This is a genomic window from Tatumella sp. JGM118 (assembly GCF_018257515.1).
GTDB classification, from domain to species: domain Bacteria; phylum Pseudomonadota; class Gammaproteobacteria; order Enterobacterales; family Enterobacteriaceae; genus Tatumella; species Tatumella terrea.
In genome coordinates this window covers 20,305-37,862 of sequence record NZ_JAERJR010000025.1, presented here as the reverse complement: position 1 = coordinate 37,862, position 17,558 = coordinate 20,305, and the positions used below count along the sequence as shown (strand labels likewise).

General features: G+C 53.3%; 18 protein-coding genes. 8 read left to right on the top strand and 10 right to left on the bottom strand.

Annotation, left to right across the window (positions count from 1 at the left end; all coding sequences use genetic code 11):
• Positions 1–199: 199 nt before the first annotated feature.
• Positions 200–1,834 (bottom strand): alpha,alpha-trehalase TreF, encoded by a 1,635-nt coding sequence (treF, locus tag JK223_RS15545; protein WP_371813165.1) that lies wholly within the window; start codon positions 1,832–1,834, stop codon positions 200–202.
• 188 nt (positions 1,835–2,022) lie between these two features.
• A complete protein-coding gene (locus tag JK223_RS15540) occupies positions 2,023–2,877 on the bottom strand; it encodes an SDR family oxidoreductase (protein WP_212715060.1) in 855 nt (284 codons plus the stop codon).
• Between the two features lie 93 nt (positions 2,878–2,970).
• On the opposite strand from JK223_RS15540, the gene JK223_RS15535 reads away from it, so the two are divergent.
• The 3 genes from JK223_RS15535 (at position 2,971) to JK223_RS15525 (ending at position 4,992) form a co-directional block, all read left to right on the top strand.
• On the top strand, positions 2,971–3,372 hold the full coding sequence (locus JK223_RS15535; RefSeq protein ID WP_212715059.1) for a helix-turn-helix domain-containing protein: 402 nt from the start codon (positions 2,971–2,973) through the stop codon (positions 3,370–3,372).
• 276 nt (positions 3,373–3,648) lie between these two features.
• Complete coding sequence (locus tag JK223_RS15530; RefSeq protein ID WP_212715058.1) at positions 3,649–4,446, top strand: siderophore-interacting protein; 798 nt, start codon at positions 3,649–3,651, stop codon at positions 4,444–4,446.
• 45 nt (positions 4,447–4,491) lie between these two features.
• The gene (locus JK223_RS15525; RefSeq protein WP_249213663.1) at positions 4,492–4,992 is read left to right on the top strand and encodes a PadR family transcriptional regulator; all 501 of its coding nucleotides are present in this window, start codon (positions 4,492–4,494) and stop codon (positions 4,990–4,992) included.
• A gap of 16 nt (positions 4,993–5,008) precedes the next feature.
• Here JK223_RS15525 and JK223_RS15520 read toward each other — a convergent pair whose 3' ends face one another.
• The 3 genes from JK223_RS15520 to JK223_RS16990 form a co-directional block, all read right to left on the bottom strand.
• Positions 5,009–5,305, bottom strand: coding sequence for a SelT/SelW/SelH family protein (locus JK223_RS15520; protein WP_212715057.1), 297 nt, complete (start codon positions 5,303–5,305; stop codon positions 5,009–5,011).
• A 30-nt stretch (positions 5,306–5,335) separates the two neighbouring features.
• Positions 5,336–6,340: an MDR family oxidoreductase gene (locus tag JK223_RS15515; protein WP_212715056.1), complete on the bottom strand. Its 1,005-nt coding sequence runs from the start codon at positions 6,338–6,340 to the stop codon at positions 5,336–5,338.
• A 405-nt stretch (positions 6,341–6,745) separates the two neighbouring features.
• Positions 6,746–6,910 carry a DUF1127 domain-containing protein gene (locus JK223_RS16990; protein WP_249213662.1) on the bottom strand — a complete coding sequence of 55 codons (165 nt, stop codon included), beginning with the start codon at positions 6,908–6,910 and terminating at the stop codon, positions 6,746–6,748.
• A 178-nt stretch (positions 6,911–7,088) separates the two neighbouring features.
• Between JK223_RS16990 and JK223_RS15510 the strand changes: the two genes are divergently transcribed.
• Positions 7,089–8,501, top strand: a complete 1,413-nt coding sequence (locus JK223_RS15510) for a PLP-dependent aminotransferase family protein (protein ID WP_212715055.1) — start codon at positions 7,089–7,091, stop codon at positions 8,499–8,501.
• Positions 8,502–9,076: 575 nt separating this feature from the next.
• Positions 9,077–11,236 (top strand): ornithine decarboxylase, encoded by a 2,160-nt coding sequence (locus JK223_RS15505; RefSeq protein ID WP_212715054.1) that lies wholly within the window; start codon positions 9,077–9,079, stop codon positions 11,234–11,236.
• 39 nt (positions 11,237–11,275) lie between these two features.
• Here JK223_RS15505 and mltC read toward each other — a convergent pair whose 3' ends face one another.
• Genes mltC through mutY form a run of 3 tightly spaced genes read right to left on the bottom strand, consistent with a single transcriptional unit; the run spans position 11,276 to position 13,763 of the window.
• On the bottom strand, positions 11,276–12,352 hold the full coding sequence (gene mltC, locus JK223_RS15500) for a membrane-bound lytic murein transglycosylase MltC (RefSeq protein ID WP_212715053.1): 1,077 nt from the start codon (positions 12,350–12,352) through the stop codon (positions 11,276–11,278).
• A gap of 53 nt (positions 12,353–12,405) precedes the next feature.
• Positions 12,406–12,678, bottom strand: a complete 273-nt coding sequence (locus JK223_RS15495; RefSeq protein ID WP_212715052.1) for an oxidative damage protection protein — start codon at positions 12,676–12,678, stop codon at positions 12,406–12,408.
• Complete coding sequence (gene mutY, locus JK223_RS15490; protein WP_212715051.1) at positions 12,675–13,763, bottom strand: A/G-specific adenine glycosylase; 1,089 nt, start codon at positions 13,761–13,763, stop codon at positions 12,675–12,677. The genes JK223_RS15495 and mutY overlap by 4 nt, the downstream gene beginning before the upstream one ends.
• A gap of 159 nt (positions 13,764–13,922) precedes the next feature.
• Between mutY and trmB the strand changes: the two genes are divergently transcribed.
• The 3 genes from trmB to JK223_RS15475 all read left to right on the top strand — a co-directional run bounded on the left by trmB (position 13,923) and on the right by JK223_RS15475 (position 15,781).
• Positions 13,923–14,642 carry a tRNA (guanosine(46)-N7)-methyltransferase TrmB gene (trmB, locus tag JK223_RS15485; RefSeq protein ID WP_212715050.1) on the top strand — a complete coding sequence of 240 codons (720 nt, stop codon included), beginning with the start codon at positions 13,923–13,925 and terminating at the stop codon, positions 14,640–14,642.
• Positions 14,642–14,986, top strand: a complete 345-nt coding sequence (locus JK223_RS15480) for a YggL family protein (RefSeq protein ID WP_212715049.1) — start codon at positions 14,642–14,644, stop codon at positions 14,984–14,986. The genes trmB and JK223_RS15480 overlap by 1 nt, the downstream gene beginning before the upstream one ends.
• Positions 14,987–15,055: 69 nt before the next feature.
• Positions 15,056–15,781 (top strand): DUF2884 family protein, encoded by a 726-nt coding sequence (locus tag JK223_RS15475; protein WP_212715048.1) that lies wholly within the window; start codon positions 15,056–15,058, stop codon positions 15,779–15,781.
• A gap of 49 nt (positions 15,782–15,830) precedes the next feature.
• On the opposite strand, the gene hemW is transcribed toward JK223_RS15475, so the two are convergent.
• Complete coding sequence (hemW, locus tag JK223_RS15470) at positions 15,831–16,970, bottom strand: radical SAM family heme chaperone HemW (RefSeq protein WP_212715047.1); 1,140 nt, start codon at positions 16,968–16,970, stop codon at positions 15,831–15,833.
• Positions 16,963–17,556: an RdgB/HAM1 family non-canonical purine NTP pyrophosphatase gene (gene rdgB / locus JK223_RS15465; RefSeq protein ID WP_212715046.1), complete on the bottom strand. Its 594-nt coding sequence runs from the start codon at positions 17,554–17,556 to the stop codon at positions 16,963–16,965. Before rdgB ends, hemW begins: the two co-directional genes overlap by 8 nt.
• Positions 17,557–17,558: the final 2 nt, after the last annotated feature.

Here is a 17,558-nt window from a genome sequence, read left to right as displayed (position 1 = left end):
GGGCAGGCTTGTCGCCAGGCCCGGAGTGCAGAGGGCGCGGCCCTGCGCCCTTTGCCCGGTCGCCCCCGGCGGGGCTTGGGCAGCATGCCCGACAATAAAGCGAACGGAATATTCACCGCGCTGAGAATAAAAAACCACAGATAAACGGAATACTCACCACCCTGAGATAAAAAACCTGATCCGGTTTTCCCCGGATCCCTTACCCTTTTGGCAGAAAACGCCCATAGACTGTCATCAGTTTACGCGTGACACCGTTCGTCCAGCCAAAACCATCCTGCAACGGATATTCCCCCCCGCCACCAGGCCGGGAGTGTTCACTGCTGATATCGTACTTTTCAACCAGCTTGTGATGCTGCGAATAAAAATGAGTGACGGTTGTCAGCCAGTTCACGGCAATATCACGGGCGAGTGCGGTTTCGCCATAAGCATTCAGCCCCTCAATCGCCATCCACTGCAGCGGGGCCCAGCCATTAGGTTTATCCCATTGCTCTCCGCTATCTATGGTCGATGAAACCAGACCGCCTTTGGTCAGCAATAATCTGCGTAGTTCAGCCGACACCCGCTTCGCCTGAGCCGGACTGGCCATACCCGTGAACAGCGGTACAGCAGCCGCCGCTGAAAAGGAGCCAAAGGTACTGCGTCGCCAGTCATAGTCACGATAAACCCCGTCAATATCATCCCAGAGATAACGATCCATCGCCTTACGCCGGGCATCTGCTTTTAACTGCCAGGCCCGCGAGGTGAGAATTTCCCCTTCATCTTCGGCCAGACGAACGATGGTCGTTTCGAGTTTATACAGTAACGCATTCAGATCGACGGGAATAAACTGGGTGGTACGGATACTGGCCAGCCGGTTGGGATCCCTGAGCCAGCGTGATGAATAATCCCAGCCGGAAGCCGCACCGGCCCGTAAATCCCGGTAGACCTCACCAGGCGGGCGGCCTGAAAATTTTGCCGTTGCTATATCTTCCCGCCAGGACTCATCCCTTGGTGTGTCCCTGTCGTCCCAGTAGCGGTTGAGTAACGAACCATCGGGCATCCGCACCACATGCCGGTAGGCCTGGTGTGGCAGCAGGGCACCGGCACCATCCATCCAGTATTCATGTTCACGAATTAAATGCTGCAGGTAATGGGTACTGCCGGGTAATCCTGCTTCTTCAAATAATTCGACCATCAGCGCAAATACCGGCGGCTGGGAACGGCTCAGATAATATGTCCGGTTACCGTTGGGGATATGGCCATAATTCTCAATCAGCCAGGCGAAGTTATCAGCCATATCCCTGAGCAGATCTGTTCTGCCGCTTACCGGTAAGCCCAGCATTGTGAAGTAGGAATCCCAGTAATAAACTTCACCAAAACGCCCCCCCGGAACAAGGTAAGGTTTAGGCAACGGCAGCAACGATGAAAATGGCTGATGCTGACGGGGTTCCCGGACCAGTACCGGCCACAGATCGTCGATATGCTGGCTGATGGGCTTATCCGTCTGCTGGTGGTGATACACACCGTGGTCGGAGGGCGGAGTAAAATGCTCTGCGACAAAATCCGCAAGGTCGAACTTTTTCCCGCTCCGGCGCAACTTGCGGTAGAGAATAAGAATATCCAGCGGATCACCTTTCGGTGAGCAGTCGGCAAAGGTCTTACTGTCCGGAAAGATATGGGCATTTTGCACATGCTCAAATAGCTCAAGATAACGATCCGAAGGTGTCAGGGCATCGGCGGCAGGCAGCCCTTCGATGATCCCGGGTTCGGGTTCGTAATCATCCATCCCCTCCAGCCAGAGCTCGTAAGGGTCGTCATGGATTCCTGTGCTCCCGGTCTCCGGGAATTCCGGCAGGGTTTGCTGTTGTTTGTTTGATAAAGTGATAATTGCCTCCTCGCCTTTGCCCGGGAAAACTGGTCAATTCATAAACATTAAGTATAGACAATCCTGAAAAGGCACAGCGCGAAGCACGAAAAAGTACGTAAATTACGTAAATAAAGGTGATGAAAGACAGGCACCGCCCCGGACGGCGCCTGTGAATATCAGACGGTCAGCGATTCAGTAATGGTGTGAGCAAAAGGCGTAGTGGGGCGGCCAATCAGGTGGCTGAGGGTTTTTCCGGAATCATAGAGCCCTCCGGCGGCTGCCCCGGCATCAGAATCTGCCAGCATCTCCGCAAGTGGCGAGGGTAATCCGGCCTGTTTAAGCGCATCAGCAAAGGCCGTGGGTGAGAGATTAACGTAGTCGACCTTTTCACCCGCCTGACGGGTAATTTCTTCACTGAACTGAGCCAGTGTATAAGCACTGTCCCCGGCCAGTTCGTATATTTTTCCTGCCTGGTCATCGGCGGTAATGACTCTGACTGCCGCCTCTGCGTAATCCTGGCGGGAGGCTGAGGCAATTTTCCCGTCTCCGGCAGCACCGATAAAAGCGTGATGGGTGAGTGCAGGAGCGATACTGGCAGCATAGTTTTCGGTATACCAGCCATTACGCAGCAGCGCATAACCGATACCGGAGTCTGCCAGTCGGGCTTCCGTTGCACGGTGTTCAGCCGCAAGACCCAGCGGAGAAGTATCCGCATGCAACAGGCTGGTATAAGCGATAAATTTTACTCCGGCTTTCACCGCAGCCTCTATCACTGCGGCATGCTGAGCCTCCCGTTGACCTACCTCACTGGACGAGATCAGCAATAGTTTTTCGACACCCTGTAATGCCGGGAGCAGTGTTTCCGGACGGTTATAGTCGGCTTCCCGTAAGGTAACCTCGCGGGGAAGTTTCTCTGCAGCCACGGAGGGCTGGCGAACCAGAGCAATGATATCTCCGGCTGTATTTTCTTTCAGTAACTGATGAATCACTTTACGGCCTAACTGACCGGTTGCTCCGCTGATAGCAATCATAAGACCTCACTGAGTAATAATAAGGATGACAGAGGGTCACTATAAAATTTAAACTTACTTTTAGTAAGTACTTACAAAAAGGTTAGTGGAAAAATGGCCAATACGCTGCAACAGAAATATGTCCGCGGAGAGTTACTGAATGCTAACTGTCCGTCCCGCGATATGCTGAAACGGGTAACCAGTCGCTGGAGCGTGCTGGTGCTGCTGGCCCTTAAACAGGACACACTGCGCTTTAGTGAACTCAGACGTAAGATAGGCGGCGTCAGCGAACGAATGCTGGCTCAGACACTACGCCATATGGAGCAGGACGGTTATATCCGGCGTAAGGCCTATGATGTCGTCCCCCCGCATGTTGAATACTGGCTGACCCCGCTGGGATATGAGGCCGAAAGAAAAGTCATCGGTCTGGCTGACTGGCTGGAAGAGAATGTTTCGGTAATACAGCAGCATCGGGATAATTTTTCCCGTGAGCATGGCGTGCCGGAACAGGACTGATCAGGGCACGTTTCCCGGGGTGATAACCATATTCAGTAAGACAGGCAAAAAATGCGATCGCGTATGTCGGGAAGGTTATTATTTATCACATTGATTCAATAGGTGATTTTTTTATTTTTTCGCAGGTGTGACGTCTGCTTATTGGCCGGAAACCGATTTTTTTCTTGCAGTAAAGATATATCATGGATAGATTACTGAAATTGCAAATGAGAATCATTCCATTTCCAGGCCTTTCTGCGCGAGAGGCTGAAGACCTTTGAATCGGGAGAACTTTATATGTCTGATGTACTATCCTCAGGACGTGCGCTACCAAAGCGGGTAAAAAATGAATTACGTTTTCGTCAGATTACCGTCAGTGATAAGCGGCTGATTGCCGGAAAATTCTGGCGGATTGAATTTACCAGCGAAGAACTGGCGGGTTACCACTCCCCGGGGTTTGATGACCATAGTAAGATTTTCTTCCCTGATCCGGAAACCGGGCAGTTACGCTTACCGGAAATCACCGAAGAGGGGATCGTCTGGCCGGGCGGTGAACGCCCGGCAGCCAGGGACTATACCCCGCTGTTTTTCGACGGGAAATCGCGGCTGACACTGGATTTTTATCGCCATGAAAAAGGTATCGCCAGCGACTGGGCAGAAAACGCCAAAGCCGGGGATACGCTGGCGGTTGGCGGGCCTCGTGGATCACTGATCGTGCCGGCAGATTACCGGGTTCAGTTGTTCGCCTTTGACGAAACCGGTCTGCCTGCGTTACAGCGCCGCCTGGCAGAAACCCGCGCTGAAAAGCTTATCCTGCTGGCCTTTACCGATGAATCGCTGGTAAAAAGCTATCTGCCATCGCTACCGGACAATGCTGAGCTGACATGTTCCGGGGCGGGCACGATGAATGCCGAAGGGGTCCGGCGCTGCCTGCAACAACTGGCGGCACTGGAATTACCGGAAGATGACTATTTCATCTGGCTGACCGGGGAAGGGGAATCAGTCAAAATGTTAAGTGATTACTTTACCGGCCAGCGGGATTGCCATCCGGCGCTGGTACGGAGCGTGGCTTACTGGCATCGCAAAGGAAAATAATTCTGTCCGCCGGGCGGTCCCGGTGCAGGGAAAAGGAACGAGATTATGAATATCATCCAACCCGGGGGCCATCAGCGTCGCCGGCGCGAAAAGATGCTGGACGCTGCAGAAATGAGATTACTGATCTTAAGCTTTTTGCAACAGCAACCGGCTCATGGTTATGAGCTGATAAAGTCGATAGAAACTCTGGCGCAGGGAGAATACAGCCCCAGTCCCGGAATAATTTATCCTGCGCTGATGCTGCTGGAAGAGATGGATGCCATTGTGCCGCAAAACCCGGAAGCCGGGCGCAAAAGCTACCAGCTGACGGGGTACGGCGAACAATTTCTGAAAGACGGTGAGCAGCAATTACAGGAAATTACGGCCCGGCTAAAAACGCTGGCCGTGGCCGGTAAAAATCGGCGTATCCCGCAGATTGAAAGGGCGGTACATAACCTGAGGTCGGCGCTTAATACCCGTCTTGCTGAACCGGAAATCCCGCAGGAAACGCTGTATGCGATTATCGATGCACTGGACGACGCGGCAAAGCGGATTGAACGGGGCTGATTAAGGGAAGGGCGACTCAGTCGCCGGATTTCCCGTGATTATCGATGTGTCCCAGCGCTTTTTCCGGGAAACAATAGTCCCTGACCCGTTGTTTCAGACGGACAGCATCCGGAAAACCTCCGTCACGCTTTCTTTCCCATAACAAATGGTCGTCGGCGTAGATTTCAAAGATCCCGCCACGACCGGGTTTCAGTGTCACGGCCGCCAGATCATCGGCAAAAGTACTTAATAATTCCTGGGCCATCCAGGAAGAACGAAGCAGCCACTGGCACTGGCTGCAATAATGTATGGTGATCACCGGGCGAGTATTCATTTTTTTCCTGAGCAAGAGTTCCGCGTGATGTCAGACCGACGGTTCCGCAGAAGAGTGACAATCCACCACCAGTCTGCCACGAACCTGCCCGCGAAGTAAGTCATCCGCATGACTGATGGCGGATGCCAGCGGTATCATTGTGGTCATTTTTCTCAGATGTTCACTGTCGCAGAGAGAAGCCAGCCTCTCCCAGGCCTGCTGGCGGCTGTGCATCGGGCACATCACACTATCGACCCCGGCCAGAGTGACGGCCCGTAAGATAAAGGGGGCCACACTGGCAGGCAGGTCCAGTCCCTGAGCCATACCACAGGCAGCCACTACACCATAACGGGCGGTGCCTGCCAGTACGTTACTTAGCGTATGGCTGCCGACGGTATCTATGGCCGCGACCCATTGTTCTTTTGCCAGAGGTTTAGCCGGCTGATTCAGCGTTTCACGCGGAATAATGCGCGATGCCCCGAGGGTATTCAGCAGATACTCACTGTCATTCGGCCTTCCTGTGCTGGCAATCACGCGGTACCCCGCTTTTGCCAGCAGCCAGACGGCAAAGCTCCCGACGCCTCCACTGGCACCGGTCACCAGTACCTCTCCCTGCTGCGGGGTAACTCCCTGTTTTTCCAGAGTCATCAGGCACAGCATGGCAGTCAGTCCGGCAGTCCCGATGGCCATGGCGTCAGCGGGTGTGAGTGTTTCGGGGAGTGCGACCAGCCAGTCTCCGTCTGCAGAGGCTTTTCCGGCCAGCCCGCCCCAGCGACTTTCACCGACACCGTAGCCGGTGAGAATAGCAAGATCCCCGGGACGCCATCGGGGATGACGGCTGGAGGTGACCCGGCCGACGAAGTCGATCCCCGGTACCATCGGGAACTGACGGATAACCGGCGCTTTATTCTCTATGGCTAACGCATCCTTATAATTCAGTCCGGAGAACAACACATCGAGTGACACGGATGCCGGGGGTAATTGCGCATCGTCCAGCCGGGTTAGTGTGCTTCTGTAACCTTGTTCGTCGTTTTCAATCACTATGGCCTGAAACATAAATCACTCCCGGGTAACAATGCGCGTGGCAAAGAGGTGTGGTTATACACAGCCATTCAGCATATCAGGACGGGAAATTAAAACAAAACAGTGCGATAAACTAAGGGAACCACAGATCTCCAGGCAGAGGATGTGCGGAAACATCTGCGGTTATTCGGATATAAAATAAAGTAATTTATTTACTGACTTTACTGACTTTACTGACTTTACTGACTTTACTGAAAGAACTGAAAGAACTGAAAGAACTGAAAGAACTGAAAGAACTGAAAGAACTGAAAGAACTGAAAGAACTGAAAGAACTAAATTTGCTGAACGAAATCTGAACCCGTAACCCTGATCCCTGACCCCTGACCCCTGACCCCTGACCCCTGCCAGCACACCGTGTGGCAGGGTTATCTGCTGCGCTTAATCCGAATCATTCTGTCGCTTTGCGCCGGCGTTCGCTGGCTCATCATTTGTCTGCTGCAGTACCCGACGGTACTTTCTGCGCTGCCAGGCTCTTTTCAGTGACCTGGCCAGTAAGACGTAGCCTATAAATGGCTGATGAGGTCTGTTTTCATGAAATTCCATTCTGCTGCCCCCGCGTGTAATCAGAGGCTTTATCTTCACCGATCCCTGCATAAAGAATACAGATGCAAAAAATACTTTTATTCAGCATACAGATTGGCTAAAAATGTGACTGATTCGCAGGTTATTGGCTTATCTGTACTGGTTTATTAATCTGTATGGTGAAAATTAAGGATACAGCATGACACGTTATCAGCATCTGGCTAATCTCCTGGCGCAGCGTATTGAGCAGGGATTCTACCGGGAAGGAGAAAAACTGCCTTCGGTACGCAGCCTGAGCCAGGAACACGGTGTCAGCATCAGTACCGTCCAGCAGAGCTATCAGTTGCTTGAACAGCAGCGACTGATCACCGCGCAGCCCCGTTCCGGTTACTTTGTGGCACCGCATCCGTTACAGGCACCGGTTCCGCCGATGTCCCGGCCGATCCAGCGGCCGGTAGAGATTACCCAGTGGGAACAGGTACTGAGTGTGCTGAATGTGCGTAATGATAAAGAAGTGATTACGTTTGGCGGCGGGTCACCGGATATGAGCCAGCCCGGCCTGAAACCTCTGTGGCGTGAACTGAGCCGGGTGATCCGCCATGATAGCGGCGATATCCTGAAATATGATGAACTGACCGGGCAGCGGGAGCTGCGGGAACAAATCGCACGCCTGATGCTGGATGCCGGATCGGTGGTGACTGCCGATGATGTGGTGATCACCAGTGGTTGCCATAATGCATTGTCTCTGGCCCTGCTGGCAGTATGCGAGCCCGGGGATATTATTGCTGTCGAATCACCGACTTATTACGGCACAATGCAGTTATTGCGTGGCTTAGGTTTTAAAGCCATCGAAATTCCTACTGACCCTGTTAACGGGATCAGTGTTGAAGCTCTGGAACTGGCACTGGAGCAGTGGCCGGTGAAAGGGGTGATCCTGGTCCCAAACTGCAATAATCCGCTGGGGTTTATCATGCCTGACCCGCGTAAACGGGCGGTGCTAGCGCTGGCCCAGAGCCATGATATTGTGATTTTCGAAGATGATATTTATGGTGATCTGGCTACCGATTATCCGCGGCCGCAGACCATTCATTCTATGGATATCGACGGGCGGGTGATGCTGTGCAGCTCATTTACTAAAACCATAGCGCCCGGCCTGAGAGTTGGCTGGATTATCCCTGGCCGTAATTACGATCGTCTGCTGCAGAAAAAATATGCTGTCAGCGGCACCAATGTTCCGTCAACTCAGCTGGCGGTTTCTGCTTTTATACGTGAAGGGTTTTATCACCGCCATCTGCGCCGTATGCGGCAGATTTATCAGCACAATATGGAGACTTATACCGGCTGGCTGCGCGAATATTTTCCCTGTGGCATCTGCGTGACGCGGCCGAAAGGGGGATTTATGTTGTGGGTTGAGTTGCCCGCGCAGGTCGATATGGTGTGTGTTTCCCGCCAGTTATGTCGTCTGAAAATTCACGTCGCGCCCGGCTCCTTATTTTCTGCTTCCGGTAAATACAGAAATTGCCTGAGGATCAATTGTGCTCTGCCACCGATTGAGAAACACCGGCAGGTAATGGTGAAGCTGGGAGAAGCCGTTAAAATGGCCATGGAATAACGCTGCAGTTGCACAATGCGCGATGATTAACCAGGAACGGGCAGGGTCGCGCTTTTATAAATATGAGCAGGGGCGGGCTGTGTGACGTTTTGTCATGAATATAAAATCAGTAAATACGTTTTTTCATTCCGGGTAAATATTATTATTCTATAATAAACAAATGGTTAATTAATTTCCCGGCCGGGCGGTTTGATTAATTATTGCTTGCCTGTCCCTGTTAAAGGTGACATTATGAGCGCCGTTTATTTTCTGACGTTATTCACTGCCCTGAGAGGTTATTACGGTGCAAAAGACGCGTTGCTCTGCTCGTAATCTATTCCCCCTGCTGCGGATCCTTAACCCGCGGTTAACGGGCACCTGCCGGAAAACCCACTCTGTCACCATGCGGTGAAGCCAGCCATTGGCTGGTTGTTGGGCATGAGTAAAAACAGAGACTGTTCTGATTTTACTGATGTCTATCATCCTGAACCCTGATCCGGTTCACAGCCAGATATCTGACATTATTCGCCGGGGAACTATCCTCATTGCCGTGCCTATGTGCACCCACTCATCCTTGACCTTTGGGGATTTGTGTCATGACACCATTAAAAATTGCGGCCAGTGCCGCACTGATCCCACAGATCACTTCACCGCGAGCGCTGGTATCACTGGAAAATACCGATTTTACCGATATTGCCGCCGTCGTACTGACCCATGCGGATGCATCGATGGGGATGCTGTCTCTGCTGAACCACAGTGGCTTTAATTTACCGGTGTTTGTTGCCGGTGGCCCGTTATCGCCGGAGCTTCAGCAGAAGGGCGTTTGTGGCGTCTATCAGCCCGATGAAGCCGGTTATCAGGCTCTGGAAGAAGCAGCCTGTGAATATCAGCAAACGCTGCTGCCACCGTTTTTCGACACCTTAACCCGCTATGTGGCGATGAAGAACAGCACGTTTGCCTGTCCGGGTCATCAGGGAGGCGAGTTCTTCCGCAGGCATCCGGCCGGCCGGCAGTTTTATGATTTTTTTGGTGAGAATGTGTTCCGTTCTGACATGTGTAATGCAGATGTCCGGCTGGGCGATCTGCTTATCCATGAAGGTTCCGCCAAAGATGCGCAGAAATTTGCTGCCCGCGTCTTCAATGCGGATAAAACCTACTTTGTCCTTAACGGCACATCGAGTGCGAATAAGGTCGTGACCAATGCCTTGCTGACCCCGGGCGATCTGGTGCTGTTTGACCGTAACAACCATAAGTCCAACCACCATGGTGCGTTAATTCAGGCCGGTGCGACGCCGGTTTATCTGGAAGCGGCCAGGAATCCGTTCGGGTTTATCGGCGGAATCGATGCCCATTGTTTTGAAGAAGACTATCTGCGGAAGCAATTGCAGAAGGTCGCTCCCCACCGGGCGGCCGATAAACGTCCGTTCCGGCTGGCTATCATCCAGCTCGGTACCTATGACGGTACGGTATATAATGCCCGGCAGGTGGTGGATAAAATCGGTCATCTCTGTGACTATATTCTGTTCGACTCAGCCTGGCTTGGCTATGAACAGTTTATTCCTATGATGGCGGACTGTTCGCCGCTGTTACTCGAGCTTACCCCCGAGGACCCCGGGATCTTTGTGACGCAGTCGGTTCATAAACAACTGGCAGGATTTTCCCAGACATCGCAGATCCACAAAAAGGATAACCATATCCGGGGACAGCGGCGCTTCTGCCCGCATAAGCGTCTGAACAATGCCTTTATGCTGCATGCTTCCACCAGCCCGTTTTATCCGCTGTTTGCCGCGCTGGATGTGAACGCAAAAATTCATCAGGGCCGGGCCGGACGGAAAATGTGGCAGGACTGTGTCATCCTGGGGATTGAAGCGCGTAAAGCCATACTGTCCCGCTGCCGGATGATCCGGCCATTCCTGCCGGAAACGGTCGACGGGCAACGCTGGGAAGATATTCCGACCGGCATACTGGCGAGTAATCGTCGTTATTTCAGCTTTGAGCCGGACGCCCGCTGGCACGGTTTTGCCGGTTATGCCCGGGGACAATATCTGGTTGACCCTTGCAAATTACTGCTGACCACGCCAGGTATCGATGCGGCCACCGGAGAATACAGTGATTTCGGGATCCCGGCGACGATCCTCGCGCATTACCTGCGGGAAAATGGCATCGTGCCGGAAAAATGTGACCTGAACTCGATTCTTTTCCTGCTCACTCCGGCGGAAAGTGCAGACAAAATGGCACATCTGGTGTCGATGCTGGCGCAGTTTGAAGAGCATGTCCAACAGGATGCGTTGCTGGAAGAGGTACTGCCGACGGTTTACCGTAAGTATGAACAGCGTTACCGGGGCTACACTCTGCGTCGTCTGTGTCAGGAAATGCATAATCTTTATGTCAGCTACCGGGTCAAAGATCTGCAAAAAGCTATGTTCCGTGAAAAGAGCCTGCCTCCGGTCGCTATGGAGGCGCAGCGTGCCCATCATCTTTATCTGCGGGGTGAAGTTGAACTGGTCCCGCTGGCGGAAGCCACTGGCCGGATAGCGGCGGAAGGGGCTTTGCCTTACCCGCCGGGCGTGCTGTGTGTCGTTCCCGGTGAAGTCTGGGGCGGGGCGGTGCGGGATTACTTCCTGGCACTGGAAGAAGGGATTAATCAGTTGCCAGGCTTTTCACCGGAACTGCAGGGCGTATATATCCGCGAAGATGAACAGCAGAATGAGCGGCTGTATGGCTGGGTTATTCTGCCAGAAGTTTTACCGGCCTGAACCACCGGCCCCGGAGCCTGAATGGCTCCGGGGGCCGGGTTAATAGCGGTAATAACTGCGTTCAGCGTTATTCACTTTATACAGATAACGGCGGGATTCCATGGCCGGGTGATTGTTGACCAGTGTCTGGTACACTTCATCCGGCGACATGGCATTAATAATATCCAGTGCCTTATCTTTGTTGCCGGAGAATACCCGCAGTACACTGCCTGCGCCGCCGTTATAAGCGGTGATCACCGCATAACGCCGGGAGACCGGGTTAATGATCCCTGCCAGATAACTTTTCTGCAGCAATGAGAGATACGCGGTTCCGGCATCAATATTATTTTCCGGGTCCAGCAGGTAACTCCGGCTGGGTTTACCCCATTTTCCTTTCATGCGGAAGACATCCACACCGGCCGTATGCTGTACCACCTGCATCAGTCCCAGAGCATCGGAGTTACTGACCGCGTAGGGGTTAAAGCTGGACTCAATCTGCATAATCGCCAGGATAAGTGAGGCATCGACACCATACTGCTCCGAGGCCTGACGAACCAGCGGCAGATATTTATGGGCACGTTTATTCAGATGGTTAGGCACCATCGGGATGGTCACGGACCAGATCACATGCAGACCTGACATACGGCGCTGCAGGCGATGTTTCAGTAAGTAGTCGGCAAAGCTTGCTGCTCTGCCTTCCCAGCGAATAGAGTGACCGGTATTATCCAGCACCTCACCGTACAGCAAAGGTTCCTGGCTGAGTTTGATATCATTCGCATCGGAGTACAGGTCGACGTTGCCAGGGTTTTCGCCAATCAGCAAAGTGGTGATGATTGCCTGCCGCAGACTGGCCATCGGATCCGTTCCGGAAATGGTCTCGATGGTTATTTTACCGCTTTCGAAGTTAATGTGACTGCGGGTGTAGTAGTTGTCGCTGTACTTCACATAGTCTTTCGGACCGGCAATCAGGACCTCATTGATCCCCCAGATATTCTCGATGTTATGGGCGAACTGTCCCATCAGAATATCGAAACCATTCGTATCCTTTACCCAGTTTTCATTAAAAGCCGGAGGCTTATGACTGGAGCAGGAAACCAGTAAGGGGGCAATCACCAGAAACGGGTACAGTTTTTTCATTTTTTTTGTTTGGCTGATTGTAGGATGTAAGGTTTCGGATGAGGACCGGCCGGTTACTGTGCCGGTGGCGTATAGCCTTCAATATGAACGTCTTTACCCTCAAACAGGAAGTTGACCATTTCCTGCTCCAGCACTTTTCTATCTTCAGGATTCATCATGCTGAGTTTTTTTTCATTGATCAGCATCGTCTGTTTTGCCATCCATTCCTGCCATGCCGGTTTTGAAATTTCCCGGAAAATACGGGTACCGATCTCACCCGGATACAGCTGAAAATCCTGGCCTTCGGCTTCGCGTTGCAGATAGGTACAAAAAATAGTGCGACTCATAATTCTTCCTCATTAGGCTTACGCGAATGTAATGCCATCTGTTGCGGGTGTTTCAGTTCATGTAACAGTCGCTCAACCGGGGCTGCCAGTCCGACCGCGGGAGCTCGGGCTAAGTTATACCAGAGACTGCCACTTTCATCCATTAACGCGCCAAATTCCGGTGAGGTCAGTAACCAGGGCACAATTTCCAGATGGAAATGGCTGAAGGTATGACGAAACGCCGTCATTGGCCGGGGCTCACCGCCGATATTGTTCGCGCTTAACCAGCTGAACATCGCCTGCTCGCTGTCGAATTGCGGGAAACAGTATAATCCGCCCCAGATACCGACCGGAGGGCGTTGCTGCAACAGCACATTGTCACCCTGTCTGACCAATAAAAACCAGGCTGTTTTCACCGGCAGCGTCTTTTTCGGTTTTTTCCCGGGATATTTCTCCCAGGAATGATGAGCAAAGGCAATGCAGCCCGATTGCAGCGGGCAGATTTCGCACTTAGGCCGGGAACGGGTACAGACCATGGCGCCCAAATCCATCATCGCCTGGTTAAACTGACTGACGCCCCGGGCCGGGGTGACATCCTCACTGATCTTCCAGAGCCGTTTTTCCACCTCGCTTTTCCCGGGCCATCCCTCAACGGCATAGCAACGGGCCAGCACCCGTTTTACATTCCCGTCGAGGATGGGATAATGCTGCCCGAGAGATAATGAAAGGATCGCGCCTGCCGTAGAGCGTCCGACACCCGGCAGGGCCGCGACATCGTCAAAGTTTTGTGGGAAAATACCCCCATGCTTTTCTGTTATCTGGCAGGCAGCTTTGTGCAGGTTACGGGCCCTGGCGTAGTAACCCAGTCCGGTCCACAGGTGCAGAACCTCATCCAGAGGTGCCGCCGCCAGGTCAGTCACGGTCGGAAAGCGTGACATAAACCGCTGAAAGTAAGGGATCACCGTCGCTACCTGGGTCTGCTGCAGCATGACTTCAGACAGCCAGACCTTATAGGGAGTTTTTTCCTGCTGCCATGGCAGGGTTTTACGCCCGTACTGGTGATACCAGTCCAGGGTTTGTTGCGCAAAGAGCGACGATTGCATCATAACAGCAAATATTTCCACAGAAGCTAAGCTAAGATCAGGGCAGGAATTCCAGCACAGACCTGCCTGACTGTAAACATGAAGATTGCAAAGGCTTGCTTCCGTGGCCGAACTTTGCATAATTCCCGTTTTTCCCGAAAAGGTAAACCAACAGGCATTCCTATGATCAATGATGTCATCACGCCGGAATTTGATGAAGAAGGCCGTCCGCTGCGACGTATTCGCAGCTTTGTCCGCCGTCAGGGACGGCTGACGAAAGGACAGCAACACGCGCTGGATCACTACTGGCCACAGATGGGTGTCGAGTTTACTCCGCAGCCGGTTAATTTTGCCGCGCTATTCGGCCGTGAATCTCCGGTCGTGCTGGAAATCGGCTTCGGCATGGGGGCATCGCTGGTGACCATGGCGGAGCAGAACCCGCACCAGGACTTCCTGGGTATCGAAGTGCATGCGCCAGGTGTCGGTGCCTGCCTTGGGTCAGCCCACGAAGCCGGGGTCAGCAATCTGCGTGTCATGTGTCATGATGCCATGGAAGTGCTGGAAACGATGATCCCGGATAATTCACTACGTATGGTGCAGCTGTTTTTCCCTGACCCGTGGCATAAAGCCCGTCATAATAAGCGCCGTATTGTGCAGGTCCCTTTTGCTGAACTGATATTACGCAAGCTGAAACTCGGTGGCGTGTTCCATATGGCGACCGACTGGGAAAACTATGCGGAGCATATGCTGGAAGTGATGCAAAGCATTCCGGGCTTTCAGAACCAGTCTGCGGACGGGACCTTTGTGCCGCGTCCTGACACGCGTCCGGTAACCAAATTTGAACAGCGTGGTCAGCGTCTTGGCCATGGTGTGTGGGACTTAATGTTTGAGAGGATCAAATAATGTCAGTACAACGCAGTCGTCGTTTACGTAAAAAAATGCACCTGGCGGAATTCCAGGAACTGGGCTTTTCTGTCAGCTGGACATTCGCCGCAGGCACCTCTGAAACCGATATCGATGCCACCCTGGATGCCTTTGTCGATGAGGTTATCGAGCCGAACGGTCTGGCCTACGATGGCAGTGGATATCTGCAATGGGAAGGGCTGGTTTGCCTGCAGCAGACCGGTAAATGTACCGAAGAGCACCGTAAAGCGGTACGAGAGTGGCTGGAAGCCCGTCAGTTGTCCGACATTAAAGTGACTGAACTGTTTGATGTCTGGTGGGACGAAGAAGCCGCTGAACTCTGATAGCGGTCCTTCGCTGTCAGTGCAGTAATGCGGTATCAGTATCCGATGTTCAGACAGAAAGGAGTGTGCATGCTACGTAAAGTGATCGCAGCCGGAGTATTGCTGGCAACCGCCCAGGTTGCCCGGGCCGATTATCAATGTCCTGTGAAGCCACAGGATGATATTACTGTCACAGCGCAGCAGGTTGCGGTCAGTGGCAGTAATGGCAATCTGACTATCACCCCACAGGGGGAGATGACGTTTAACGGTAAAGCGGTAACGCCGGACCAGACACTGCGTCAGCAAGCCATTGCTTATCAGGCGGCCGTACGCCGGGATCTGCCCTGGATAGACCAGGGCGCGCATCAGCGTCTGGAAAACAGTCGCGTTGCGCTGGATAAAATCATCGTCGAAAAGCTGGGCAGTGGCAGCCATGTCCGTACCCGGCTGACAACGCTGGATACTCAGCTGAAAGCGCAGATGAACCGGATCATCGAACACCGAAATGACGGGCTGATGTTCCATCATGCGGCCATCGATCAGGTGCGTGCAGAAGGCGATAAGCTGGTACAGAGCACCATGGGTGGCATTCTGCAGGACAGTCTCAACGAACTGGGCAGCAGTTCCGGTGCCGGGGGGAATGGCAGTAATCCGCTGCAGGCCCTGATGGGGAACCTCGGGGGGCTGCAACAGTCTGTGCGCAGCGAAGTCAGCAAGCAGGAAGCTGACTTTCAGCAGTTTGGTAACGCGGTCTGTGAAAAGGTCGGATCACTGGAAAAGCAACGTACTGCACTCTATCACCAGCTAAGTCAGTAACGGTGACGCACCGCCCGCCACAGTTTTGTGACGGGCGGTAACGCCGGCATTATTCCTGTTCCAGAAAAATCTCCAGCAGGCTGTTCAGAAACAGTCTGCCTTTTTCACTCACCTGCCAGGTATTCTCTGTTTCATTCAGATAGCCCGCAGCAATCGCTTTATCCAGCGCCGGCCGGATGTGCTGCTCGCTAAGCCCGGTATACCGGACAAATTCCTCACGCGGGCAAGGCTCCCACAGCCGGAAACGATTCATGAAATACTCAAACGGCTTTTCATTATCGGTAACCGTATAGCGCTTATCCAGATAGTCGCCCCGCATAAAGCCACGGGGATGACGGGTTTTCACGCTACGGATAATCTCACCGTCCGGCTGGGTTAATTTGCCGTGGGAACCACATCCGATGCCCAGATAATCGCCAAAGCGCCAGTAATTCAGGTTATGCTGACATTGCAGGCCCGGCTTAGCGTAGGCGGAGGTTTCATATTGCTGATAACCTGCGGCGGTCAGTAGCTGGTGGCCCTGTTCGAAGATATCCCACAGGTCATCATCATCCGGCAGCACCGGAGGCCGTGAGGCAAACAGGGTATTAGGCTCGATAGTCAGCTGATACCACGACAGGTGCGGAGGAGCCAGCGCGATAGCCTGACGTAAATCGTCCAGCGCTTCGTCCAGTGACTGGTCCGGCAAGCCGTGCATCAGGTCAAGGTTAAAGCTCCTGAGACCCAGTCCGGCGGCTAAATTTGCCGCGCGTTTGGCTTCTTCCGGCCCGTGGATACGCCCAAGACGCTCCAGTTTCTGCTGACTAAAACTCTGCACCCCTATCGAGATCCGGTTAACCCCGGCCCGCTGATAACCGCTGAAACGGTCGGCTTCAACCGTTCCCGGGTTCGCTTCCATGGTGATCTCGGCACCGGCGGCGACAGGCACGCGCTGGCGTACGCCATCAAGCAGTGCCTGCATCGCCTCACTGCTCAACAGGCTGGGGGTGCCTCCGCCAATAAAAATGGTCGAGACTTCACGGCCGGAGGTCAGGGCGATGTCATTATCCAGGTCAGCCAGCAGATGGCCGACGTATTCCATATGCGGAACATCACCTTTCAGCGCATGTGAGTTAAAGTCGCAGTAGGGACATTTCTGCACACACCATGGAATATGGATATACAGACTCAGCGGTGGCAGATTACCCATTACCCAGTGCATCCAGTAATTGCTTCAGTGCCTGACCGCGATGAGATACCGCCAGCTTTTCGGCTTTGGTCATCTCCGCCGCTGTCTTACCTAACTCCGGCAGCAAAAACACCGGATCATAACCAAATCCGCCTTCGCCATGGGCTTCACGGGTAATGACACCCGGCCAGCGACCGTGGAAAACCAGCGGGGTAGGGGCATTGGCATGACGAAGATAGACCAGTACGCAATGAAATGCGGCATGGCGTTGATCTTCCGGCACGTCTTTCATCGCAACCAGTAATTTATCCAGGTTCTGTGCATCGCTGGCTTCTTCGCCGGCATAGCGGGCAGACCAGATACCGGGGGCGCCGTTCAGCGCCTCCACAGCCAGTCCGGAATCATCGGCAATGGCCGGTAATCCTGTGACCTGTGCCGCATGACGTGCTTTTAACAGCGCGTTTTCAATAAAGGTCAGACCGGTTTCTTCCGGCGCATCCACGCCGAGATCGGTCTGGGCGACGATATCCAGGCCGAAAGCCGCCAGCGGTTCGGCCAGTTCACGTACTTTTCCGGCATTACCGGTCGCCAGAACTACTTTTTGCATAA

Excerpts from the sequence above, each read along its gene's own strand:
- JK223_RS15530 (WP_212715058.1), top strand. The coding sequence starts at position 3,649 with ATGTCTGATGTACTATCCTCAGGACGTGCGCTACCAAAGCGGGTAAAA.
- JK223_RS15515 (WP_212715056.1), bottom strand. The coding sequence starts at position 6,340 with ATGTTTCAGGCCATAGTGATTGAAAACGACGAACAAGGTTACAGAAGC.
- JK223_RS15480 (WP_212715049.1), top strand. The coding sequence starts at position 14,642 with ATGTCAGTACAACGCAGTCGTCGTTTACGTAAAAAAATGCACCTGGCG.
- mltC (WP_212715053.1), bottom strand. The coding sequence starts at position 12,352 with ATGAAAAAACTGTACCCGTTTCTGGTGATTGCCCCCTTACTGGTTTCC.
- JK223_RS16990 (WP_249213662.1), bottom strand. The coding sequence starts at position 6,910 with ATGGAATTTCATGAAAACAGACCTCATCAGCCATTTATAGGCTACGTC.
- JK223_RS15510 (WP_212715055.1), top strand. The coding sequence starts at position 7,089 with ATGACACGTTATCAGCATCTGGCTAATCTCCTGGCGCAGCGTATTGAG.
- JK223_RS15540 (WP_212715060.1), bottom strand. The coding sequence starts at position 2,877 with ATGATTGCTATCAGCGGAGCAACCGGTCAGTTAGGCCGTAAAGTGATT.
- JK223_RS15505 (WP_212715054.1), top strand. The coding sequence starts at position 9,077 with ATGACACCATTAAAAATTGCGGCCAGTGCCGCACTGATCCCACAGATC.
- mutY (WP_212715051.1), bottom strand. The coding sequence starts at position 13,763 with ATGATGCAATCGTCGCTCTTTGCGCAACAAACCCTGGACTGGTATCAC.
- hemW (WP_212715047.1), bottom strand. The coding sequence starts at position 16,970 with ATGGGTAATCTGCCACCGCTGAGTCTGTATATCCATATTCCATGGTGT.
- rdgB (WP_212715046.1), bottom strand. The coding sequence starts at position 17,556 with ATGCAAAAAGTAGTTCTGGCGACCGGTAATGCCGGAAAAGTACGTGAA.
- JK223_RS15525 (WP_249213663.1), top strand. The coding sequence starts at position 4,492 with ATGAATATCATCCAACCCGGGGGCCATCAGCGTCGCCGGCGCGAAAAG.
- trmB (WP_212715050.1), top strand. The coding sequence starts at position 13,923 with ATGATCAATGATGTCATCACGCCGGAATTTGATGAAGAAGGCCGTCCG.
- JK223_RS15520 (WP_212715057.1), bottom strand. The coding sequence starts at position 5,305 with ATGAATACTCGCCCGGTGATCACCATACATTATTGCAGCCAGTGCCAG.
- JK223_RS15475 (WP_212715048.1), top strand. The coding sequence starts at position 15,056 with ATGCTACGTAAAGTGATCGCAGCCGGAGTATTGCTGGCAACCGCCCAG.
- JK223_RS15535 (WP_212715059.1), top strand. The coding sequence starts at position 2,971 with ATGGCCAATACGCTGCAACAGAAATATGTCCGCGGAGAGTTACTGAAT.
- JK223_RS15495 (WP_212715052.1), bottom strand. The coding sequence starts at position 12,678 with ATGAGTCGCACTATTTTTTGTACCTATCTGCAACGCGAAGCCGAAGGC.